Annotated in this window: 15 protein-coding genes and 1 pseudogene; 3 read left to right on the top strand and 13 right to left on the bottom strand. The window is 73.1% G+C overall.

Going from position 1 to position 21,971, the window contains the following annotated elements; genetic code table 11:
- Window positions 1–209: 209 nt before the first annotated feature.
- From ABGB06_RS36945 to ABGB06_RS36920, 6 genes are all read right to left on the bottom strand, one after another.
- Complete coding sequence (locus ABGB06_RS36945) at window positions 210–1,112, bottom strand: ATP-binding cassette domain-containing protein (protein ID WP_347599187.1); 903 nt, start codon at window positions 1,110–1,112, stop codon at window positions 210–212.
- Window positions 1,102–1,848 (bottom strand): ABC transporter ATP-binding protein, encoded by a 747-nt coding sequence (locus tag ABGB06_RS36940; protein ID WP_347599184.1) that lies wholly within the window; start codon window positions 1,846–1,848, stop codon window positions 1,102–1,104. The genes ABGB06_RS36945 and ABGB06_RS36940 overlap by 11 nt, the downstream gene beginning before the upstream one ends.
- Window positions 1,845–3,017 (bottom strand): branched-chain amino acid ABC transporter permease, encoded by a 1,173-nt coding sequence (locus ABGB06_RS36935; protein WP_347599181.1) that lies wholly within the window; start codon window positions 3,015–3,017, stop codon window positions 1,845–1,847. Before ABGB06_RS36935 ends, ABGB06_RS36940 begins: the two co-directional genes overlap by 4 nt.
- On the bottom strand, window positions 3,001–3,885 hold the full coding sequence (locus ABGB06_RS36930) for a branched-chain amino acid ABC transporter permease (RefSeq protein WP_347599178.1): 885 nt from the start codon (window positions 3,883–3,885) through the stop codon (window positions 3,001–3,003). Before ABGB06_RS36930 ends, ABGB06_RS36935 begins: the two co-directional genes overlap by 17 nt.
- Before the next feature lie 7 nt (window positions 3,886–3,892).
- Entirely contained in the window at window positions 3,893–5,113 is a 1,221-nt protein-coding gene (locus ABGB06_RS36925; RefSeq protein WP_347599175.1) for an amino acid ABC transporter substrate-binding protein, read from the bottom strand.
- A gap of 194 nt (window positions 5,114–5,307) precedes the next feature.
- Window positions 5,308–5,820 carry a M23 family metallopeptidase gene (locus ABGB06_RS36920; protein WP_347599172.1) on the bottom strand — a complete coding sequence of 171 codons (513 nt, stop codon included), beginning with the start codon at window positions 5,818–5,820 and terminating at the stop codon, window positions 5,308–5,310.
- Between the two features lie 214 nt (window positions 5,821–6,034).
- Between ABGB06_RS36920 and ABGB06_RS36915 the strand changes: the two genes are divergently transcribed.
- The gene (locus ABGB06_RS36915; RefSeq protein WP_347599169.1) at window positions 6,035–9,961 is read left to right on the top strand and encodes a glycoside hydrolase family 2 TIM barrel-domain containing protein; all 3,927 of its coding nucleotides are present in this window, start codon (window positions 6,035–6,037) and stop codon (window positions 9,959–9,961) included.
- Here ABGB06_RS36915 and ABGB06_RS36910 read toward each other — a convergent pair.
- The 7 genes from ABGB06_RS36910 to ABGB06_RS36880 form a co-directional block, all read right to left on the bottom strand.
- Window positions 9,915–11,375 carry an MFS transporter gene (locus ABGB06_RS36910; protein ID WP_347599166.1) on the bottom strand — a complete coding sequence of 487 codons (1,461 nt, stop codon included), beginning with the start codon at window positions 11,373–11,375 and terminating at the stop codon, window positions 9,915–9,917. The two genes, ABGB06_RS36915 and ABGB06_RS36910, sit on opposite strands and share 47 nt — an antisense overlap.
- Window positions 11,372–12,598 (bottom strand): hypothetical protein, encoded by a 1,227-nt coding sequence (locus ABGB06_RS36905; RefSeq protein ID WP_347599164.1) that lies wholly within the window; start codon window positions 12,596–12,598, stop codon window positions 11,372–11,374. The genes ABGB06_RS36910 and ABGB06_RS36905 overlap by 4 nt, the downstream gene beginning before the upstream one ends.
- 112 nt (window positions 12,599–12,710) lie before the next feature.
- Complete coding sequence (locus ABGB06_RS36900; RefSeq protein WP_347599161.1) at window positions 12,711–13,853, bottom strand: PLP-dependent transferase; 1,143 nt, start codon at window positions 13,851–13,853, stop codon at window positions 12,711–12,713.
- A 3-nt stretch (window positions 13,854–13,856) separates the two neighbouring features.
- Window positions 13,857–14,558, bottom strand: coding sequence for a class I SAM-dependent methyltransferase (locus tag ABGB06_RS36895; RefSeq protein WP_347599158.1), 702 nt, complete (start codon window positions 14,556–14,558; stop codon window positions 13,857–13,859).
- A gap of 365 nt (window positions 14,559–14,923) precedes the next feature.
- Window positions 14,924–17,875, bottom strand: coding sequence for a BTAD domain-containing putative transcriptional regulator (locus tag ABGB06_RS36890; protein ID WP_347599155.1), 2,952 nt, complete (start codon window positions 17,873–17,875; stop codon window positions 14,924–14,926).
- 46 nt (window positions 17,876–17,921) lie between these two features.
- Window positions 17,922–19,472 (bottom strand): sulfatase, encoded by a 1,551-nt coding sequence (locus ABGB06_RS36885; RefSeq protein ID WP_347599152.1) that lies wholly within the window; start codon window positions 19,470–19,472, stop codon window positions 17,922–17,924.
- Window positions 19,473–19,845: 373 nt separating this feature from the next.
- Complete coding sequence (locus tag ABGB06_RS36880) at window positions 19,846–20,007, bottom strand: hypothetical protein (protein ID WP_347599149.1); 162 nt, start codon at window positions 20,005–20,007, stop codon at window positions 19,846–19,848.
- A 331-nt stretch (window positions 20,008–20,338) separates the two neighbouring features.
- Between ABGB06_RS36880 and ABGB06_RS36875 the strand changes: the two are divergent.
- Both ABGB06_RS36875 and ABGB06_RS36870 read left to right on the top strand, forming a co-directional pair.
- A pseudogene (locus ABGB06_RS36875) lies at window positions 20,339–21,001 on the top strand (sugar ABC transporter permease); the annotation flags it as partial.
- A gap of 193 nt (window positions 21,002–21,194) precedes the next feature.
- Window positions 21,195–21,959, top strand: coding sequence for a carbohydrate ABC transporter permease (locus ABGB06_RS36870; protein WP_347599213.1), 765 nt, complete (start codon window positions 21,195–21,197; stop codon window positions 21,957–21,959).
- Window positions 21,960–21,971 lie beyond the last annotated feature (12 nt).

Raw genomic sequence — 21,971 nt, 5'->3', positions numbered from 1 at the left:
CCAACAGTCCCCGATCAGGACCGTCGCGTCCAGCGGTTCCGGCCGGAGCGTGACCCCGGCGGTGCCACCTTCACATCACCTTGACGAACGTGTAACGCGGACGGCGGGGATCCGTCGGCGGCGCTCCGCCGTCCCGCCCGCCGAGCGGGCGGGGACCACCCTATGCGCCGGGCGTGACGGGCCGTCAGCCGCGGTGCGTTTCTCGGCGGTCAGCCGCCGGGGCGGGCGGGCTCCTCCGGCCGGCCGCCGAGGTAGAGCTCGGAGAGCCGCGGGTCGGCGAGGAGGCGCGGCGCGGGGCCGCTGGTGTGCACCCGACCGAGATCCAGCACGCAGCCGAGGTCGGCCGTCTCCAGCGCCCGGCGGGCGTTCTGTTCGACCAGCAGCACCGCGGTGCCGGCGTCCCGCATGCGCGCCACCTGCTCGAAGACCGTCGCGGTGGTCCGCGGGTCCAGGCCCATGGACGGCTCGTCCAGGAGCACCACCTTCGGCTCCACCATCAACGAGCGGGCGAACTCGACCTGCTTCTGCTGCCCGCCGGACAGCAGCCCGGCGAGCTGCTTCCAGCGCTCGCCCACGATCGGGAAGAGGTTCTGGACGAACGCCACCCGGCGGGCGATCCGCTCCCGGTCCCGCAGGGTGTACGCGCCGAGCAGCACGTTCTCCGCGACGGTCATCTCGGGGAAGACGCTGTGCCCCTGCAGCACGTGGGCCAGGCCCGAGGCCAGCATCCGCTGGGGGCCCCGCCCGGTGACGTCCCGCCCGGCGACGACGATCCGGCCGGTGCGCGGCCGGAGCATCCCGCTCGCGACCCTGAGCACGGTGGACTTGCCGGCGCCGTTGGGCCCCACCAGGCACACCACGGTGCCCGGTGGAACCTCGATGGTCAGGCCGCGCAGCACCATCGCGGCGCGGCCGTAGCCGGCGTGTATGTCGTCGAGGACCAGCAGCGGTTCGGACTCGGCCGCCTCGGACTTGGCCGCGTCGGACTCGGCCGTCTCGGACTCGGCCGCCTCTGGCCTGGCCGTCTCGGACTCGGCCGCCTCTGGCCTGGCCGTCTCGGACTTGGCCGCGTCGGACTCGGCCGTCTCGGACTTGGCTGCCTCAGACGCCAAGGTAGGCCTCCAGCACTCGCGGGTCGTTCCGCACCACGTCGGGGGGTCCCTCGGCGATGGGCCGGCCCCGGTCGAAGACGACGACGTGGTGGGACAGGCTCATCACCAGGTCCATGTTGTGCTCGACGACGAGGAACGTCGTGCCCTCGGCGTTGAGTTCGCGGATCAGGGCGCCGATCCGCCCGATCAGCGCGGGATTGACGCCGCCGGCGGGCTCGTCCAGCATCACGGTCTCCGGGTCGCCCATCAGGACGGCGGCGAGCTCCAGCAGCTTCTGCTGGCCGTAGGAGAGGTTGCCCGCCTCGACCCGTTCCAGATGGTCGATGCCGACCCGCACCAGCAGCCGCCTGGCCTTCTCGACGTCCCGCGGGTCCCGCGCGCCGGCCAGCAGCTCGCGCGGCCGGGTGCGGCGCACGGCCACCAGCATGTTCTCCAGCACCGTCATCCGGGGGAAGACGCGACACAGCTGGAAGGTGCGGCCGATCCCGGCCCGCGCGATCCGGTGCGGGGGCCGGCCGGTGATGGCCCGTCCGCGGTAGGTGACGGTTCCGGCGTCGGGCCTGATCATGCCGGTGACGCAGTTGAAGAAGGTGGTCTTGCCGGAGCCGTTGGGGCCGATCAGCGCGTTGATCTCGCCGTTCCGGAAGGCCACGGTGGCGCCGTCGACGGCGCGCACCCCGCCGAACGACCTGGTCAGGCCGGTGGTTCGCAGGCCGTCCTCGGTCCGCGCGGTCATCGCCCCGCCTCCCCTCCGGGTCCCGTCACGCCCTTCGCCGGCGGATCGGCATCGCCGGCCGCCCGGTTGTCTGCCAGCAGTTCCTCGGCGGTGACCTCGCGGATGGACGCGTCCTGCGGGCCGAACCGCCGGACGAGGTCACGGACCGCGGGGATGATCCCGTCCGGGGTGAAGAGCACCACCACGCCCAGCAGCGTGGCGGCGGCGACGAGGTGGAGCTGGGTGTCGCCGTACTCCAGCTTGAAGTACTCCAGCGCGCCGCCCACGATCAGGGCGCCCAGCAGCGGCCCGTAGAGGTGCCGCACGCCGCCGAGCAGCGCCATCAGCACCATGTACGCGCCGAGCAGGATGGAGAACTGGAAGATCGGGTCCAGGTCGCCGAACCACAGCGCGTACATGCCGCCCGAAAGCCCGGTGAAGAGCGCGGAGAGCAGGTAGGCGACGAGCTTGTAGTTCCGGGTGGGCACGCCCAGGGACTGGGCCTTGTCCTCGTCCTCCCGGACGGCCTTCAGCCCGGCGCCGAACCGCGAGCGGTCGATCGCCCACCACACCAGCAGCATCACCGCGAGCAGCGCGACGAACAGGTAGTAGAACACCCGGTGGTGCTCGGGGCGCAGCAGGTCGGGGAACGGGCGCGGCACCACCAGCCCGTTCGAGCCGCCGGTGAAGCCCCGCCACGCCTGCGAGACCAGCAGCAGGATCAGCACGAACGCGATCGACACGATGACGAAGGACGCGCCGCGCACCCGCAGCGCGGCGACGCCGACCGGCACGGTCACCAGCACCGTGATCGCCCCGGCGCCCAGCCAGGCGAGGAACGGCGACCAGGAGAGGTCCCGGATCAGGATCCCGGTGGCGTACGCGCCGAGGCCGAAGAACGCCGCGTGGCCGAGGGAGATGTAGCCGGTGAAGCCGCCCATGAAGTTCCACGCCGTGGCGGTGCAGGCGTAGGAGGCGACGATGACGCCGGAGGAGAGGATGTAGGGGTTGGGGGCCATGTTCGGGAAGGACAGCACCAGCGCCGCGCCGGCCAGGAAGGCGACCAGCCGCACGGCCCGGCCGACGGTGACCAGGGCGCGCGGGGCGGCGCCGCCCGCGGGCGCGGGCCCGGCGCCGGGCGACGCCCTGCCCGGGGCGGGCGGCGGGTGGGTGTCAGAAGCGTTGGGCAAGGCGACCTCCGAAGAATCCCTGGGGGCGCACCATCAGCGTGGCGAACAGGGCGACGTAGAAGACCGTCTGCGCCCAGGTGGTGCCCAGCTCCACCTGGAGCAGGCTCTGGCCGATGCCCAGCACCATCGCGGCGATCGCCGTGCCGGGGACGGATCCGAGGCCGCCGACGACGATGATCGCCATCAGCGGGCCGATCCAGTGCCAGTGCAGGGACGGGTAGATGGTGGTGTCGAGCGCCAACGCCGTGCCGCCGACCGCCGCGGTGGCCAGCCCGAGGCCGAAGCCGAGCCCGGCGACCCGGTCGGTGCGGATGCCGACCAGCTGGGCGGCCTCCCGGTGCTGGATGGTGGCGCGCAGCGCGTGGCCGAACCTGCTCCGCTTCAGCAGCAGGTACAGCAGCCCGAGGGAGGCCGCGGCGAGCCCGAAGGCCACCAGCTTGACCACCGCGACGTTGGCGCCGAGGAAGTCGATGTTCGAGCCGGAGTAGGGGAGTTGGACGCGCCGCTGGGTGCCGCTCCAGACCAGGCCGAGCATGCCCTCGATGAACAGGGCGACGGCGAAGGTCAGTAGCACCGACATCATGGTCAGCGTGGCCGGGCGCAGCCGGGTGATCAGCAGCCGCTGCATGCCGACGCCGAGGACGAAGAACAGCGGCACGGTGACGACCAGCGAGAGCAGCGGGTCCCAGCCGGTCCGCTCGTGGAAGTACCACGCCAGGTAGGCGGCGAGGATCAGGAACGCCGAGTGGGCGATCATCACCACCCGCATGACGCCGAAGTAGAGGGTCAGGCCGGCGGCCAGCAGGGCGTAGAGGCCGCCGAGCAGGACACCGAGCACCAGGCTCTGGAAGAGCAGGGATCCGGACACCGGGCGGCTACCAGGCCGGCTTCGGGTGCACGAACTCGGCCTCCGCGAGCGCCTCCGGCAGCACGATCCTGATCTCCCCTTCCACGTACTGCTGGATCATGTGCGCGCTCTGCGGGCGGCCCTGGTCGTCCCAGGACAGCGGTCCGACGACGGTCTCCACCTCGTTCTGCCGCAGCCAGTCGACCAACCGCTGCTGGCAGTCGCCCTGTTCGGCGCAGCCCACGGCCTCCACCGCGGCGGCGACAACCTGGCCCGTGGTGTACGCGTTGGCCTCGTCCTCGGCGGGCGGGCTGTCGAAGAGTTCGGTGTACTGCTCGACGAACTCGACGTTGGAGGGCCAGTCGGCCTCGGGGGTGTAGCCGGTGGGGGAGAGGATGCCCTCGGTCCGCGCGCCGATCGCGGCGGAGAACTCGGGGTTGGTCGGCGCCGTCGAGAAGGCGGCCAGATCGGGTTGGTAGTCGAGCTGTTGGAGCTCGACGATGAGGTTGACGGCGTCCTGGTACTGCGTGCCGCCGATCACCATGTCCGCGTCCGAGTCGTTGATCTTGGCGGCGATGCTGGAGAAGTTGGTCGTGTTGGGCGGGTACACCTCGTCGACCACGATCTCCAGGCCGGCGTCGGCGAGCCGGTCCCGCAGGCCGTAGGCCGTGCCCTGGGCGAACGGGTCGTCCATCGAGGCGACCGCCACGGTCCGCGGGCGCTCGTCGTCGGGCATCGCGAGGATGTGCTCGGCGAGGTGGTTGTAGTGGTCGTCCGCGATCGCCGGGGCGGCGTAGAAGAGGTTCTCGAAGCCCTGCTCGAAGACCTCGGCCGCGGCGCCGGCGGGCTCGACGAAGAGCATGCCGTACTCCTCGGCGACGCGGGCGCTGGGCACCACCAGGCGGGTGGAGAACGGGCCGAAGACCAGGTCGACCTGGTCCTGGGCGATGAGCGCCTCGTAGTCCTGGACCGCCCGGTCGGCGTTGGACTGGTCGTCGAGTATGTGGAGTTCGACCTCGCGGCCGAGCAGACCGCCGTTGGCGTTGACGGCCGCGGCCCACGCCTCGTAGCCGCGCTGCACCCCCTTGCCGGGCTCGGAGAAGTCACCGGTGAGCGGAAGGGAGATGCCGATGTCGATGGTGTCGTCGGAGCCCCCGCCGCCGGGGGTGCCCGAACAGGCGGTGAGGAGGAGGACGGATGCGGAGAGCGTGGCCGCGAGGCCGGTGCCGGACCTGTTCCACTGGGACATGAGGTGACTCTCCCTGCTTCTTCGCCATGGGGACCTCATTGGCAGAAGTGCTCTGCCACCGTGGGGGGTAAGCGCTTGCGCAAGCTTGCGGTACCGTACTTGCCGGTCAGCGGTGTGGCAAGGGTCACAGCGGGGGCCGACCCCGCGGGGTGCCGAGCCGGCGGCCCCCGGCGTGCGGGGCGCGCGAGCGCCGGTCAGCAGGGCAGCGCGACGCCCCGGGCGCTCATGTAGGCGACGGGATCGTCGCCGAATCCGAAGCCGCCGTCGAGGTGGACCTCGAAGTGCAGGTGCGGCCCGGTGGACTGGCCCTCGCTGCCCATCAGGGCGATCTGCTGTCCGGCGCTGACGGTCTCGCCGACGGCCACGTCGCGCTGGTACATGTGGCCGTACTCGGTGACCGAGCCGTCGGCGTGGCTGATGCGGATCCACTGGCCGTATCCGGAGGCCGGGCCCGAATGCGTCACGGTTCCCGCGTCCGCCGCGTGGATCGGGGTGCCGAGCGCGTTGGCGATGTCGATTCCGTCGTGGCCGCTGTGGTAGCCCTGGCTGATGGCGCCGCTGGCGGGACAGGCGCCGGCGACCGCGGCCGTCTCGGTCGCCGTTCGCGCGCTGGCGGGCGCGGTCATGAGCCCCGCCGCGACGGCCCCGCCGGCCACGGTGGTGGCCATCAGGCGGAACGCGGCGCGCTCGACTCGGCTTCGCATCATCGGTCTGTCCTCCTCCGGGGTGGCCGGTAGTCGCCACGCACCCTAGAAGATCATGTACAGGTCAACAAGAGTGTTCCGTGTGCAGGTCCTGGGGTGCCGACGCGAGTGATGTGAACACTATTGAACAGAACATGCCATTTCCGTAGCCTGTGGGGCGCGGTCTCCGTTCCCTCCTGCTCATGCCCGCACGCGATCGATCACGAGGTGCACTGCCATGCCGCCCACGTCACCCGACGACGCGACCGCCCCGCGGACCCCGCGCGTCCTCAGCCGCCGCCGCTTCCTGGAGACCGGGGCCGCCGGCTTCGGCGCGCTCGCCCTCGGCGCCTCCGCCGGGCCGTCCGCCGGCGCCGCCCCGCGGGCCGCCTGGGAGCCGCCGGCCAACGGCTATCCGGAGTGGAACAACAACATCGCGATCTTCGACGTCGGCGCCGAACCGCCCCACTCGACGCTGATGCCGTACGCCGACGTCGAGCAGGCCCTGGCCGCGGACCGGACCCGCTCGCCGTGGCGTCTCGACCTCGACGGGACCTGGCGGTTCGCCTACGCCGACCGCCCCGACGACCGTGACCCGGAGTTCCACCGGACCGACCTCGACGACAGCTCCTGGGACACCGTCCCGGTCCCGTCCTGCTGGCAGCTGCACGGCTACGACGTGCCGATCTTCATCAACATCACCTACCCGTGGTGGGGTCCCAACGGCATGGGGGAGGAGGCCCAGCCGCCGTTCGCCCCGACCCGTTACAACCCGGTCGGACAGTACCGCCGTTCCTTCACCGTCCCCGACGACTGGGCAGGACGACGGGTCTTCCTGCACTTCGAGGGGGTCAAGTCCGCCTTCTACGTGTGGGTCAACGGCGAACCGGTGGGCTACCGCGAGGACTCCTTCACCGCGGCGGAGTTCGACATCACCCCGCACCTCACCTCCGGCGACAACCAGATCGCCGTCGAGGTCTACCGGTTCTCGGACGGCGACTGGCTGGAGGACCAGGACATGATCCGGCTGAGCGGCATCTTCCGCTCGGTCTACCTCTTCGCCACACCCACCGTCCACCTGCGCGACTTCACCCTCGGCACCCCGCTCGGCGACGACCACACGACGGCCCAACTGTCCGTCACCGCCCAGGTCCGCGCCTACGCCGGCGACGCCGCGGCCGGCGCGTACACCGTCGAGACCCAGCTCCACGACGCCGAGGGCCACCCCGTCTGGGCGCGCCCGCTGCGCCAGACCGCGGACCTCGGCTCCGTCCCGGCCGGCCAGGACGTCACCGTCCGGGACGCCAGGGCCGTGCCGCGTCCGCGGCTGTGGTCCGCCGAGGACCCGTACCTGTACACGGCCGTGCTGCGCCTGCGCGACCCCGCGGGCCGGGTGGTCGAGACGCTGTCGCACCGGGTGGGCCTGCGCGAGTTCGTGCTCCGGGACGGGCTGATGCGCATCAACGGCCAGCCCGTCTCGTTCCGCGGCACGAACCGGCACGAGATGCACCCCGAGCGGGGCATGTCGCTCACCCGGGACGACATGGTGCGGGACATGGAGGTGGTCAGGCGGATGAACATGAACACCGTCCGCACCTCGCACTACCCGAACAACCCGCTGTGGCTGGAGCTGGCCGACGAGTACGGCGTCTACCTGGTCGACGAGACCAACCTGGAGACGCACGGCATCCGCGACGAGTACCCGGGCGACCACGCCGACTGGACCGAGGCGTGCCTGTTCCGCGCCAGGAACATGGTGCACCGGGACAAGAACCACGCCTCGGTCGTCATCTGGTCGCTCGGCAACGAGGCCGGCACCGGCAGCACCTTCACGGCCATGCACGACTGGATCGCCTCGGCCGACCCCAGCCGGGTCATCCAGTACGAGGGCGACGACCGCCCGGGCATCAGCGACATCCGCTCGGAGATGTACACCAAACCGTGGGACGTCGCGGAGCGGGCCCAGGACACCTCGGACCCTCGGCCGTTCGTCCTGATCGAGTACGCCCACGCGATGGGCAACTCCAACGGCGACGTCGCGAGCTACTGGGACCTCATCCGCCGCCACGACGTCCTCCAGGGCGGCTGGATCTGGGACTTCGCCGACCAGTCCCTCACCTGGCCGACCCCCGAACGCATCCACCTCGTCGAGACCGGACCCGCCGCGCTGAGCGGCGAGGTCCTCGCCCCCAGCGGCAGCTTCGACAGCGCCCAGGGCGTCTCCGGGGCCACCGTCTTCGCGCGCGACCCCGGCCTTGACATCACCGGATCGCTCACCCTGGAGGCCCGGATCACGCCGGCGTTCACCGGCGGCCACCAGCCCATCCTGGCCAAGGGGGACACCCAGTACGCCCTGAAGCAGACGGACGACCGGCTGGAGTTCTTCATCCACGCCGGAGGCGAGTGGATCACCGCGGGCTGGGCGCTGCCCGAGGACTGGACCGGCGCCGAGCACCACGTCGCGGGCGTCTTCGACGCCGAGGCGGGCACGTTGACCCTGATCGTCGACGGCGAGACCCGGGCCACCACGAACACCACCCGCCGGCCCGGCGTCAACACCGCGTCGCTCGCGCTCGGTTACGACGTCGACAACGCGACCCGCTCGTTCAGCGGCAGCATCCGGCAGGCGTGCGTCCACGCCCGCGCCCTCGGCGCGGCCGAACTGGCCTCCGGCGACCGCGGCCCCGGCGACGACGGGGTCCGCTTCTGGTTCGACGCGGCCACCGCCGACGTCACCCGGACCCGTCCTGACCAGCCGACGTACCTCACCTACGGCGGCGACCTGGGCGACAACCCGAACGACGGCAACATCGCCGACGGCATCGTCACCGCCGACCGGGGACACACCGGCAAGGCCGCCGAGATCAAGCGGCTCTACCAGGCGATCCACGTGACGGCCGGCGACGGCGGGGCGGGCGCCGGGCGGCTCACCGTGACCAACGAGTACCTGTTCACCAACCTTCGCGCGTTCGACGGCGCCTGGTCCCTCGTCGCCGACGGGGAGGTGGTGGCGGAGGGCCGGCTCACCCGCGCCCAGCTCAACGTCGCCCCGCTGTCCAGCAGGGAGATCACCCTGCCCGTTCCGCTGCCGGAGGACCCGGCACCCGGCGCGGAGTACTTCCTGCGGCTGTCGTTCACCACCCGGGAGCCCACGCCGTGGGCGGACGCCGGCTTCGAGGTGGCCGCCCAGCAACTCCCCGTCGACGCCGGCAGCCCGGGGGTGACGCCGCGTCCGCTCGACGAGGTGCCGACGCTGAGCCACCAGGACGGCGACGAGGCGGTCACGGTGACCGGCCAGGACTTCTCCGTCACCGTCGACAAGGGCAGCGGGGTCATCACCTCCTACGCGTCCCGCGGCGCCCAGTTGATCACCTCGGGCCCGGCCCCGAACTTCTGGCGCGCGCCCACCGACAACGACAAGGGCAACGGGCAGCACACCCGCAACCAGACCTGGCGCGACGCCGGTGCCCACCGGACGGTCACCGGCGTGCGCGTGCGCCCACTGCGCGACCGGGCCGTGGAGATCACCGTCGACGGCACCCTGCCCACCGCCGTCGAGTCGACCTACCGCACCACCTACACCGTGTTCGGCAACGGCGAGATCAGGGTGGACAACGCCCTCCACCCGGGCGCGCCCGACCTCCCGTACCTGCCCGAGGTCGGCACGCTGCTCCTGCTGCCGGGACGGCTGGAGCAACTGCGCTACTACGGCCGGGGCCCCGAGGAGAACCACTGGGACCGGAACACCGGCACCGACGTGGGCGTGTACGCGGGCACCGTCGCGGAGCAGTGGACCCCCTACATCCGCCCGCAGGAGAACGGCAACAAGACGGACGTGCGCTGGGTCGCGCTGACCGACGACACCGGCGCCGGGCTGCTCGTCTCGGGCGAACCGCTGCTGGAGGTCAACGCCTCCCACGTCACGCCCGAGGACCTGTCCGTCGGCCGGCGGCACGACTACCAGCTCGACGTCCGCGAGGAGGTCGTGCTGCGGGTCAACCACCGGCAGATGGGCGTGGGCGGCGACGACAGCTGGGGCGCGCAGACGCACGACGAGTTCAAGCTGCTCGCCGACCGGGACTACGCCTACACCTACCGGCTGCGGCCGCTCGCCGACGTCAACGACGCGATGACGGAGTCCCGCCGCCCGACGGCGACGGAGTGACCGCACGCGCCGACCGCCGCCGGGCGCCGACGCGCCCGGCGGCGCGGAGCGACGTCGTCAGCCGGAGCAGCACCGCGCCGCCGAGACACGCCGCGAGCAGCGCCGACCACAGCCACGGCGCGCCCAGGTCGTGCAGCCGGGTGAAGGCGGCGGGGGCCACGATGGCCGGGACGCTCCAGGACAGCTGGTGCACCGCGAAGTACCGGCCGCGCAGCGCCGGCGGCGCCAGCCGGGCGGTCTCCCCGCTCACCGTGGGGGCGTGCGCCATCTCGGCCAGCGTGAAGCACACCACCGCCCCGCCGGCCAGCAGCATCGCGACGCCGGTGGACGCGGGCGACGCCAGCCACAGCCCGGCGAAGCACACCGCCCACAGCCCCGCGGCACCGTGCAGCCGGGCCACGGGCGGCAGCCGCTCCAGCAGCCGGGAGAACGCCGTCTGGGTGCCCGCGACCAGCGCGGCGTTCGCCGTGAACAGGGCGCCCACGAACCAGTCGGGCAGCGCCAGGTCGGCGGTGACGTACACCGTGAGGATCACCGGCATCACCAGGGTGCACAGGGCGAGCAGCACGTTGGCGGCGGTCAGGGCGACGAAGGGCGGGTCCCGGAGCACCGGGAGGTAGCCGCGCCCCCACGTCCGCCCCCACGTCCGCCCCCACGCCCTCCGCCCTGCCCGCCCCGCCGCCCGTTCCGTGGATCCACCCGGGCCCCCACCCGCGTCCTGCTCCGGGGGAGCGGGCGGGGGCCCGGGCAGCGCGGACGCCGCCAGCCAGGCGGCGGCGACGAAGCTGAGCGCGTTGACCAGCACCAGCGTCCGGCCGGCCGACTCCCCCGACAGGGCGAGGGTGGACGCCAGCAGGGTGCCCGCGCCCAGCCCGAGGTTCCGCAGCATGCGCAGCAGGCTGAACCACCGGTCGGCCTCGCCCGGCAGCGCCACCGCCAGCACCGCGGGACCGCTCGCCGTCCAGTAGAGGTTCTGTCCGGTGTGCACCAGCGCAGCGCACCCGACGAGATGCCAGGCGGCGTCCACGCCGAGGTACCCCAGGAAGCCGACGGCCTGCAGCAGACCGCTCAGCGCCATCGACCGGCCGGGCCCCAGCCGGTCGACGGCCGGTCCGGTGAGCGGGACGGCCGCGGTGCCGACGAGCGCGGCCACGGACAGGCAGGCCCCTACGGTGGTGAGCGGCAGACTGGTGGTCCGCACGAAGAAGACCACGGACAGCGGAAGGAATACCCCGGAGCCCAGGCTGTCGATCAGGTTGGCGCCGACGAAGCGCCACCGGCCCGCGACGCGCGGCAGTCCCCACCTCTCCCGCGGGCCCGACCGGTTCGCGCTCAGGCGGGAACGGGATCGCCACCGGCCCGCGACGCGCGGCAGTCCCCACCTCTCCCGCGGGCCCGACCGGTTCGCGCTCACGCCGGAACGGGATCGGCCGGGGACACGGCGAACTCGTAGGCGTCCGCGACCGCCCGGACCGCCCGGTCGACGTCGCCCGGCGAGGGCACGATCAGGTACACGAGCCCGGTGATGTTCGTCGAGTACCTGACGTCGCTGATCACGTCGCCCGGCCGGTGCAGCATCGTGACCCGGGCGACGCCCGGGACGCCGGCGAGGTCCTCGGCGGCGCTGAGCCGGGTGATCCGCCCGGGTCGGGCCGGCAGCATGACGTTGACCACCACGTCGTCGGCGGGAACCGCGTCGAGGGTCGGCGGGCGGCCCAGCGCGGTCTCCAGATACGCCTGCCACATGTCGACGCCGTACTGCAGCGCGATGCTGTCGACGATGCCGCCGCCGCCCGGGCGGCAGGCGATCTCGCCCACCCGGAACCCCGAGGCCGTGCCGAACACCTCGAGATGGGTCACCCCGTCCCGCATGCCGAGCGCGCGCACCGCGTCCCGGTGCAGCTCCCGGACGGCGGCGGCGTCCGGATGCGAGGCGGGCAGCTGGTACGAGCCCTGCATGCCGCCGATGCCGCGCAGCACCGGGGCCAGATAGCGGGAGACCGCCAGGAACCGCGGCTCGCCGTCCACCACCACGCCGTCGGCGTGGTACTCGGCCGCCACGTCCACGTGCCGCTCGGCGATCAACGGGCAGCCCGCCTGGCGGAGCAGGGCCGCCTCCGGACCGGCGCGGAAGTCCCGCAACCCGGCCTCCGACGCCACGACGGAGACCCCGACCGTGCCGCTGCCGAAGACGGGCTTGACGACGACCGGCCAGCCGAGCGCGTCCGCCGCCGCCGGCAGCCCCGCGAGGTCGAGCACCTGGCGGAACGGCGTCACCGGCACCCCGGCCGCGGCCAGCCTCCGCTTCATCACGTACTTGTTGGCGAAGGCGTGGGCGGTGTCGAAGCCCATGCCGTCGATGCCGAAGTACGACCGCAGCAGGCCGCCGACCGCCACCCCGAACTCGGTGGGCGCGAGCACCGCGTCGACGTTCCGGGCGGCGAGGATCTCCCGGGCGGCGTCCCGCACCGCGGTGAGGTCGTCGATGCTGGGGACCAGCGACACGTCGGTGTCCGCACCGTAGTAGTGCGCGCAGCCGGCTTCGGTGAGGACGGTGCACGAGTCGAGCAGCTCGGAGCCCAGGACCTCGTCCGGGATCGGCTTGAGCGAGCCGATGATCAACGCACGGTGACCCATGAGCACTCCCGGGTTCGCTTCGGACGGTTCTTCTGGCGGTTTCTCTGGCGGTTTCTCTGACGGTCTTCCCGGTGGTCTTCCCGACGGTCCTTCCGGCGCTCGGACGTTGGCGTCACGCGGCGGCGTCCAGGGCGCGGACGACGTCGTCCACCAGGTCCCGGGTCGGCTCGCAGCCGCAGGAGATCCGCACCAGGCCCGGCGGCACCGCGAGATGCGGCCAGGTGGCGATGTCGTTGGCCATGGTCTGCAGCCCGCCGTAGCTGGTGGCCGGCACGACGAGGCTGCTGGCCTTGAGGAAGCGGTGCAGGTGGTCCCGTCCGGGCAGCCGGAAGGACAGCAGCCCGCCGCCGCGGAGCATCTGCCGCGACGCCACGGCGTGGTCGGGGTCGAGCCGCCAGCCCGGCCAGCGGAGGTCGAGCACCTCGGGGCGCCGGTGCAGCACCTCGGTCAGCGCCGCGGCGTTCGCCGTCTGCCGGGCGAGGCGGATCTCCAGCGAGCCGACGGAACGCCGGGTCAGCCAGCAGTCGAACGCCGAGGGGATCGTCCCGTGCAGATGCCGCCAGGAGCGCAGCCGTTCCACCAGCTCGGGGCCGCGGGCCGTCACGTGTCCCAGGATGATGTCGTTGTGGCCGCCGACGACCTTCGCGTCGCTGGTGATGACCAGGTCGGCGCCGAGGTCGAGCGGACGCTGGCCGAGCGGGGACGACATCGAGTTGTCCACCGCGAGCAGCGCGCCGGCCGCGTGGCTCAACCGGGCGCATTCACGCAGGTCGTGGATGCGCATCAGCGGGTTGGTCGGCGATTCCAGGACCACCAGCCGGGCGCCGGTCACCGCCTCGGGCAGCTGCCGCGCCACGTCCGTGAGGGGCCGGACGTCCACGCCGCGCGCGGCCAGCTGGTCGGCGATCTGCCGGGTCTCGTAGTAGGCGTCCGCGCCGACGACCAGGGCGTCGCCGGCACCCAGCAGGCTCATCAGGACCGTGGAGACGGCGGACATGCCGCTGTTGAAGACGACGGCCGTTCCGCCGTCGAGGGTCCCCAGCACTTCCTCGAGGGCCGCCGCCGAGTCGTGTCCCCACCGCCCGTAGCGGGTTGGCGCGACGTCGTCGAGATCCTGGTGGTGGGCCGTGGCCAGGCTGAGGGGCGCGACCAGTGGGCCCGCGGCCTCCCGCGGGGGCATCACGGACCGCACCCCGATGCTGCCGGCGGTCAACCCGCCCTGCGGGGCGGGGGAGTGCTCGTCGATGGGGCACACGCCTCATTTCCTCCCGGTCACGAGGAGGAAGGGGGCGCGGGCGGGTTCGCCCTCCCCGGCCAGCGGGGCGTGGCAGGACACGTCCTGGAACCCGCACTCGACCAGCAGCTTCGCGTACCACTCCGTCGGCCAGTAGTAGTCCTCGATGACCAGTTCCCTGTCGTTCGCGGTGAGGCAGGTCGTCATCGGATCACCTGGCGCGTACGAGGCCCTGGGGTCACCGCTACGGCACGTGCCGAACTGCACGCCCACGCTGTCGGGATGGGGCACGACCAGGCCGAACGGCGCCCCGGGGCGGAGCAGTCGACGGATCTCCCGGCCGATCTCCAGATGCCTCTCCCGGTCGTCGATCACGCACAGCACGAAGGTGCACAGGGCCGCGCCGAAGGAGCTGGCGGGGAACCCGTCGACGCGCTGGTTCGCCAGCTTCAGGAAGCGGACGCCCGGTCTCGCGACGTACCGACGGGCGATGTCGATCATGTCGCCCGAAACGTCGCAGCCCACCACGTCGTACCCGTAGCGGCCGGCGACGTGCGAGGCGACCGCGCCGGGGCCGCACCCGTAGTCCAGCACCGGACCAGGCGTTTGCGGGCCGAACTCCAGGCGCCGGAACAGCTCCGGATAGGCGACCCGCCACTCCAGCGGATTGCCGAGCGACGCGTAGGTCCGCGCATCCTCGCCCGAACTCCACCAGGACGTCTTCATCACTCTTCCCTCTACCTCCGGAACGCGTCGTGCGGACGCCGAACCGGGGCACGGACACGGCGTCACCGCCGCCTGACCGGTCCGTCGACGCGGCCTGGTCCTGGCGACGCCGGGAGTCTTGCCCAGGCCGTTGCACACCGCGTTGACGAACGCTTGACGCCGGCGTGGACGGACCGGCTGGACGGACCTGGTGGAGGGACCTGGTGGACGGACCGGCTGGACGGACCTGGTGGAGGGACCTGGTGGACGACCGGCTGGACGGACCTAGTGGAGGGACCTGGTGGACGGACCGGCTGGACGGATCTGGTGGACGGATCTGGTGAACGAGGGGGTCGGCGGCGGGCGCGGCGGCGCGGGCCGCGCGGTCAGCCGTCCCCGGCCGCCCGGGACGCGCCGGCGAGCAGCGCGGGGAGGTCGCCGGTGGGCAGGTCGAGTCGGATCAGGAGGTCGTACGCCTCGCGCCAGCAGGCCCGTGCCCGGTCGACCTGGCGGAGGTCGTGCAGCACGTCGCCGATGAAGCGCAGGGTACGGGCCTCCAGCGCCCCGAACCTGATCTCCCGGAGCATCACGAGGGCCCGTTCGGCCTCGCCGACCGCCTCCTGCGGCCGGTTCACGGCGCGCAGCGCCTCGGCGAGGCGGAACAGGTGGCCTGACCGCAGCAGCAGTGGCCCGTCCGGTTCGAGGAGGTCGAGGCCCCGGCGGTGGGTGGCGATCGCCCGGTGCCTGCGTCCGAGTCGCCGCAGTACCTGGCCGAGCCGGTACAGCGAACGGGCCGTGGTGAAGGGCTCGCCGATCCGCTCGGTGAGGGCGAGATGGTGTCTGGCGTCGGCCAGCAGCGACGCGTCGCGGTGTCCCAGCTCGATGCGCGACTGGATGAGGTTGCCCAGCACGTACTCCTCGATCCCCCGGTCGTCGAGGCCGCGGCTGATCGCGACGGCCTCCTCCAGGTAGTCGAGCGCCGCGGAGTCGTCGTCACGGTAGGAGGCGTTGACGCCGCTCACGTTGAGCGTCAGCGCCACGGTGGTCGGGTCGTGGGCCGCGCGGGCCAGCGCGATCGCCTCCCGGGCGTGCTCCTCCACCTCGACCCACCTCCCCACCTGCATGAGGGCGCCGGCGAGCATGTACCGCACCCGGGCCTCGGCGCGCTCGTCGCCCGCGTCCCGCGCGGCCCGGGCGAGGGCCCGGCAGGCCGGCACGGCGTCGTGCCACCCGAAACGCTCCTCCAGCAGCGGGTCGAGGGCCCAGACCAGGTCGGCGGCGACCGCGGTGAGCTCCGGGGGTCCGGTGGCCGCCTGGACCGCCACCGCGAGGAGCCCGGCCAACTCGCGGTCGGCCCAGGCCCGGGCCGCCGTCGCGTCGGCCAGGGGCAGGCCACGGGCGGCGGTGCGGCCGAGCGCGTCCGGCACGGAGTGCGCGGGCCGGACGAGCCGGTAGGCGGTGCGCGCGGTGGCCAGGCAGTGGTCGAGGAGCCGGCCGAGCGCGGCGTCGAGCTCCCCCGAGGTGCCCTCGCGCTCCGCCCGCTGCCGGGCGAACAGCCGCAGCAGGTCGTGGTACCGGTACCGGTCCGCGGCCGGGGACTCCAGCATGCCGGCGTCCACCAGCTGCTCCAGGGCCCGTTCCGCCGTGCCTCGGGGCAGGCCGAGGACGGCCGCCGCGGCGTCCAACGAGATGTCCGGCACCTCGGGGAGGGAGAGGAGCCGGAAGGCGTGCGCGTGCTCCGCGTCGAGCTGCGCGTAGCCGAGCCGGAACGACGACTCGACGGCCAGGCTTTCGGCGCGCAGCTGTTCGAGCCGCTGCCGCTCGTCGGCCAACCGGTCCGCCAGCGCCGCGACGCTCCAGCCGGGCCGCACCGCCAGCCGGGAGGCCACGACGCGCACCGCCAGCGGCAGCCCGCCGCACGCCCGCACCACCCGCATGGCCGCGGCCGGTTCGGCGGCGGCGCGCGCGTCACCGGCGATCCTGGTGAAGAGGTCGAGCGCCTGCCGGGGGGTGAACCCGGCCAGTTCGATCCGCCGCGTGGCGGGTAACGCGGCCAGCCGGAAGCGGCTGGTGACGATCGCGGCGCAGGAGGGCGAGCCGGGCAGCAGCGGGGTCACCTGGTCGGTGTCGTGCGCGTTGTCGAGCACCACGAGCACCCGCCGCCGGGCCAGCAGGGAACGGTACTGCGCCGCCCGTTCGGCCGGATCGCCGGGCACCGAACCGTCCGGCGCGCCGAGCGCGCGTAGGAACGCGGCCAGCACGGTGTGCGGATCCGCCGGACTGTCGTCCGCCCCGCGCAGGTCCGTGTACAGCCGCCCCTCGGGGAAGCGGTCGGGGAGCGCGTGGGCGACCCGCACCGCCAGCGTCGTCTTGCCGACGCCGCCCATCCCGACCACCACCGCGGTGGCCGCCGCCGGGGTGTCGGACGGCGCGCCGAGCGCCGCGCGCAGCTGTTCGACCTCCTCCTCGCGGCCGACGAAGTCGGGGACCGCGCTCGGCAGTTGCTCCGGGCGAACGGTCAGCTCGGCGGCCGGCTCCACGGCCTCGGGGGCCGGGGCCAGCCCCGGATCGCCGGCCAGCACCCGGGCGTGTAGGTCCCGCAGCGGGTGGCCAGGTTCCACGCCCAGCTCCGAGACCAGCGTGCGCCGGGTGTCGGAGAAGACCGCGAGCGCCTCGGCCTGCCGGCCCGAGCGGTACAGCGCGAGCATCAGGTACCGGCACAGCCGCTCGCGCAGCGGGTACTCGGCGACCAGGGCGGTCAGCTCGGCCACCAGCTCGTTGTGGCGGCCGAGTTCGAGGTCCACCGCCAGCCGGGCCTCCACGGCGGCGATCCTGGCCTCGGCGAGCCGGGCGCGTTCCGCCTCGGCGAGCGGTCCCGGGACGCCGACCAGCGCCACGCTCTCCCAGTCGGCCAGCGCGGCACGGAGCAACGCGGCGGCCTCCCGCGGTTCCCCGTCCGCCCGGGCCTGGCGCGCCCGGGCGACCTGCCGCTCGCGGACCCGCGCGTCGAGCGCGTCCTCGCCGAGGTGCAGCGCGTAGCCACCGGCCACGGACCTGAGGACGCGCGGCGGCCGGTCGGCCGGACGGTCCGGCTCCAGCACCCTGCGCAGCCGGGACGCGTAGGTCCGCAGAACGGAAACGGCGGCCGGCGGCGGGTCCTCCCCCCACACCGCGTCGACGAGGTCCTCCGGGGGCACCGCGCGTCCGCCCCGTAGGAGCAACGCCACCAGCACGGCGCGCTGTTGCGGCGAGCCGAGCCGTAACTCCCGTTCCCCGCGCCAGGCCCGGACCGGCCCCAGCACGGTGAAGCGCAGCTCGCCGTCCACTGGCTCTGCCATGTCACCAGCCATGTCACCACGCTAGCCCCGAGGGTCGGGGCCGCCGTCAGCCGGCCGACCGGATGACGGTCTCCAGGTACCTGTTCCGCAGCGGGTCACCCGTCCGCCGCATCCAGTTGTGGGTGATCGTCCGGCGCTGGTGCAGGATCTCCCGCGCCCGCGGCGCGGACGCCAGGTTGGTGCGGGCGTCCGGGTCCGCGCTCAGGTCGTACAGCTCCTCAGGGGCGCGGCGCAGGAAGAAGTCGACGCGCGAGGCGAGCGACCGGTTGGTGGCGGCGGCGGACCGCATGGCGCTCCACGCCTCGCCGTCCACGCTCATGTTCCGCCACGCCCGCTCCCCGTCGGACCACGCGTTCCAGATGTAGCTCCACCGCTCGTCGTGGGTGGCGCGCATCTCGAACCGCTCGCCGCTGCTGGTCTCGTGGAAGACGGTGTGCACGCGGTCCCGGCCCGGCGCGCCGCCGCGGTCGGCGTCACCGGTGAGCAGCGGGGTGAGGTCGGCGCCGTCGAGGTCGTCCGGCGCGGAGACGCCCGCGGCGCGGCACAGCGTGGGGAAGAGGTCGAGGGTGGACACGAAGTGGCGGGAGTCGGCCCGGCCCTGGGGGACGACGCCGGGCCAGCGCATGACCAGCGGCGACCGGGTGCTCTGCTGGTAGCAGTTGGCCTTGGCGAACGGGAACGCCATGCCGTTGTCGGAGAACACCGCCACGACGGTGTTCTCGGTCAGGCCCGCGGCGTCGAGCGCGGTGAGCACGGCCGCGAGCGTGTCGTCCGCCCGCCGGCAGCTGCTCTGGTACTGCGCGAGCTCGGTGCGGACGCCGGCCAGGTCGTCGAGGTAGCCGGGCACGTCCGCCTCGCGTTCGGTGAACGTCATCGACGGCCGCGACACGTCGGCGAGCTGCGCCGGGGTGTAGGTGTCCCGCTCCTCCCGGCTGCCGTGGAACGGCCGGTGCGGATCGTGGGCGTTGACCATCAGGAAGAACGGACGGCGTTCGGACGCGGCACGGTCGAAGAGGCCGTTCGCCTGCTGCGCGTACCGCTCCGGGCTCCGGCCGAGTCCGAGGTCGGTGTTGTCCCGCGCCAGGTCCCACCGGTACCGGGAGACGGGATCGAGATGGCCCAGCTTCCCGAGGATGCCCGTGAGATACCCGCGCTCGTACAGCAGGTCGGTCAGCAGCGGCACGTCGTCGGCCACCGGACCGAAGCCCACGGCGCCGCTGCGGTGCGGATAGAGCCCGGTCATCAGGGCGGCCCGGCTCGGCGCGCAGACCGCGACCGGAACGTGCGCCTGGTGGAACGTCATCCCCTCCGCGGCGAGGCCGTCGAGCGTGGGCGTCACGTCCGAACGGCCGCCGAAGCAGCCGGGGGTGCTCGCCGCCATGTCGTCCAGCGTGAACAGCAGGATGTTCGGCGGCAGCGACTCGGGCGGCGCGGCGCGGACCGCGGAGCGCGTCGGCGTGGGCACCCGCGGCGCGTCGGCGGAGCCGCCCGAGGACGAGCAGCTGGCGCTCAGCGCGGCCGCGGTCACCGCGGTGGTGACCGCCGCGGTGGAGGCGGCGAGGAGCTGCCGCCGCGGAAGTCTGGCGTGGTTGGTCATACGGATTCCCCGTCCTGCCGACGGGATAAGCAACCCCTGCGGGCCGCCGGACCGGACACCCGCGCGGACATCCCTCCGGTCACCCGTCTGATACGTCCGGAGCCACGTCCGGATATCCGCTCCCCGCCCGGCGCCCGCTCCGCGCCCGCGCACGAGGAATCCCACCCTGTGAGCACGTCCACCCTCCCGCACCAACTGCCTGTACCCCCACACCGCAGCGCGCGCCCGCGGGCGGCCGTGCGGTCCCACCCCGAACCGTACCGGCGTGAGCCGGATGAGTCACACCGGGACCGGGGATCAGTCCGTGACCGCGCCGGCGCGCGCGACCCTCCCTCGGGACGGCCGCGCGCGCCGGTGTCGGGTGGTGGCGGGGTCAGCTGACGACGACCGGGTCCTGCCGGGACGGGTGGGCCGCCTCGCCGCGGAAGTCGCGGTTCGTCAACCCCGGGCAGTTCTCGGCGTAGAGGGCGTGACGGCCGTCGGCCGGCCGCTGGGTCCAGGCAACTTCGCAGTCGCGCAGCACGGCGTCCGCCACGTTCGCCAGGTGGAAGCCGTCGGTGGGCAGCGCGGGGAACGGTTCGGCGCGGCGCGGGCGCAGGTCGGCGTGGCCGCCCTCCCACCGGCTCCAGCGGTCGATCTCGACCCGGACGCCCTTCCAGCACCAGGCCCTGGATGGCCCCGGGCTCCTGGGCGAGCACCAGCACGCCGTTCTCGGAACGGCACAGCACGTTGCGGACGCGCACGTTGCGGATGGTGCCGCACCGGTCGGTCCACGGCACGGCCATGATGGCGATCGGCTCCCCGCGGCCCCACCAGCCGGCGTGGAAGAAGCGGGTCTCCACCGTGATGTCGCTGAACAGCACGTCAGCGCGATCCAGCTCGCCGTGGTGCTGCCGATCATGATCACGTTGGCCTTCATGCTCGGCTACTACCTGACCCTGCGGCCGCGCGGCCACCGGGTGCTGCGGGTGGTGCTGTTCACCCCCGCGCTGATCTCGGCCTCCGCCAAGGCGATGATCGCCTACAGCGTCATGGCCCCGAACGGGCTGCTCAACGGCGTGCTGGAGAGCGGGGGACTGGGGTCGCTCGCCCGCGCCTGGCTCGCGGACACCGACACCGCGCTGGCCTGCCTCATCGCCATCGACCTGTGGAACGGCATCGGCTTCACCGCCGTCCTCTTCGCCGCCCGGCTGGGCGGCATTCCGGGCGAGGTCTACGAGGCGGCGGAACTGGACGGCGCCGGACACTGGCGCCGGATGTGGCGCATCGCGTTCCCCATCGCCCGTGACTACGTCGGCGTGGTGACCATGCTGCAGTTCCTGTGGATCCTCTTCGCCTCGGCGCAGAACGTCCTGCTGCTCACCCAGGGCGGCCCCGGCAACTCCACCACCAACCTCTCCTTCCTCGTCTACAACAAGGCGTTCGTCCAGTCCGACCTCGGCTACAGCCAGGCGGCCGGAGTCCTGCTCTTCGTCGCCGGACTCCTCGGCATGCTCGCCATCCGCCGCGCGTTGCGGCAGAACTACTGACCACCCGGGAGCACCCATGTCGAGCATCGACCACGCGCCGCCCACCAGGCGCGACCACCGATCCGGGCGGCCCCGGCGGCAACCCCACGCCCGCGGCACGGAGGACCGGCGTCGAGCCCAGCGCGGCGGCCGAGGGAGCCGGGCGCTGTGGGCCCTGAGCCACTCCCTGGTCTGGCTCTACGCCCTCGCCCTCATGGTGCCCCTGTACTACCTGCTGATCTCCTCGTTCAAGGAGACCACCGCGATCTTCGACCAGCCGCTGACGCCGCCGGTCGACCCGGTGTGGCACTACTTCGAGGACGCCTTCCGCTACGCCCGGCTCGACCTGGCCCTGATCAACTCCGCGCTGGTCACCGCGGCCGCGCTCGCGCTCACCCTGCTGCTGGCCGTCCCGGCGTCCTTCGCGCTGGCCCGGAGCCGAGGCCGGGCCGCCGTCCTGCTGGAGCGGATCTTCGGCCTCGGCTTCCTGGTGCCCACCTTCGCGGCCCTGGTGCCCACGTTCCTGCTGGCGGCCTACACCGGCCTGTTCCACACCAGGACCTTCCTCATCCTGCTGCTGCCGGCCGGGGCGATGCCGCTGTCCGTCATCGTGCTCACCCAGTTCATGCGCTCCGTGCCCCCGGAGCCGGAGGAGAGCGCCCGCGTCGACGGCGCCGGGACCTGGACCGTGCTGTGGCGGGTCTTCGTGCCGCTGAGCATGCCGGGCATCGCGACCGTGCTGCTGCTGAACTTCCTGAACTTCTGGAACGAGTACCTCTACTCGTTGGTCATCATCGGCCCGGACACCGCCCAGCGGACGATCCAGGTCGCGCTCCCGACGCTCCAGGCCAACCAGGCCACCGAGTACGGGGTGCTGATGGCGGGCACGGCCGTCACCCTCGTCCCGGTCTATATCGTGTACGTGGTGCTCCAGCGCAGGATGGAGCAGGCACTGATCAGCGGCGCGGTGAAGACGTGAGCCCCTCCTCCG

Source organism: Streptomyces sp. B6B3 (genome assembly GCF_039871525.1).
Taxonomy (GTDB): domain Bacteria; phylum Actinomycetota; class Actinomycetes; order Streptomycetales; family Streptomycetaceae; genus Streptomyces.
This window is presented reverse-complemented; position numbering and strand designations above follow the sequence as displayed.

Bases quoted from the DNA above. Each gene is read 5' to 3' on its own strand.
- ABGB06_RS36915 (WP_347599169.1), top strand. From the start codon at position 6,035: ATGCCGCCCACGTCACCCGACGACGCGACCGCCCCGCGGACCCCGCGC.
- ABGB06_RS36925 (WP_347599175.1), bottom strand. From the start codon at position 5,113: ATGTCCCAGTGGAACAGGTCCGGCACCGGCCTCGCGGCCACGCTCTCC.
- ABGB06_RS36920 (WP_347599172.1), bottom strand. From the start codon at position 5,820: ATGATGCGAAGCCGAGTCGAGCGCGCCGCGTTCCGCCTGATGGCCACC.
- ABGB06_RS36870 (WP_347599213.1), top strand. From the start codon at position 21,195: ATGGTGCCCCTGTACTACCTGCTGATCTCCTCGTTCAAGGAGACCACC.
- ABGB06_RS36890 (WP_347599155.1), bottom strand. From the start codon at position 17,875: ATGGCAGAGCCAGTGGACGGCGAGCTGCGCTTCACCGTGCTGGGGCCG.
- ABGB06_RS36895 (WP_347599158.1), bottom strand. From the start codon at position 14,558: ATGAAGACGTCCTGGTGGAGTTCGGGCGAGGATGCGCGGACCTACGCG.
- ABGB06_RS36905 (WP_347599164.1), bottom strand. From the start codon at position 12,598: ATGGGTCACCGTGCGTTGATCATCGGCTCGCTCAAGCCGATCCCGGAC.
- ABGB06_RS36940 (WP_347599184.1), bottom strand. From the start codon at position 1,848: ATGACCGCGCGGACCGAGGACGGCCTGCGAACCACCGGCCTGACCAGG.
- ABGB06_RS36885 (WP_347599152.1), bottom strand. From the start codon at position 19,472: ATGACCAACCACGCCAGACTTCCGCGGCGGCAGCTCCTCGCCGCCTCC.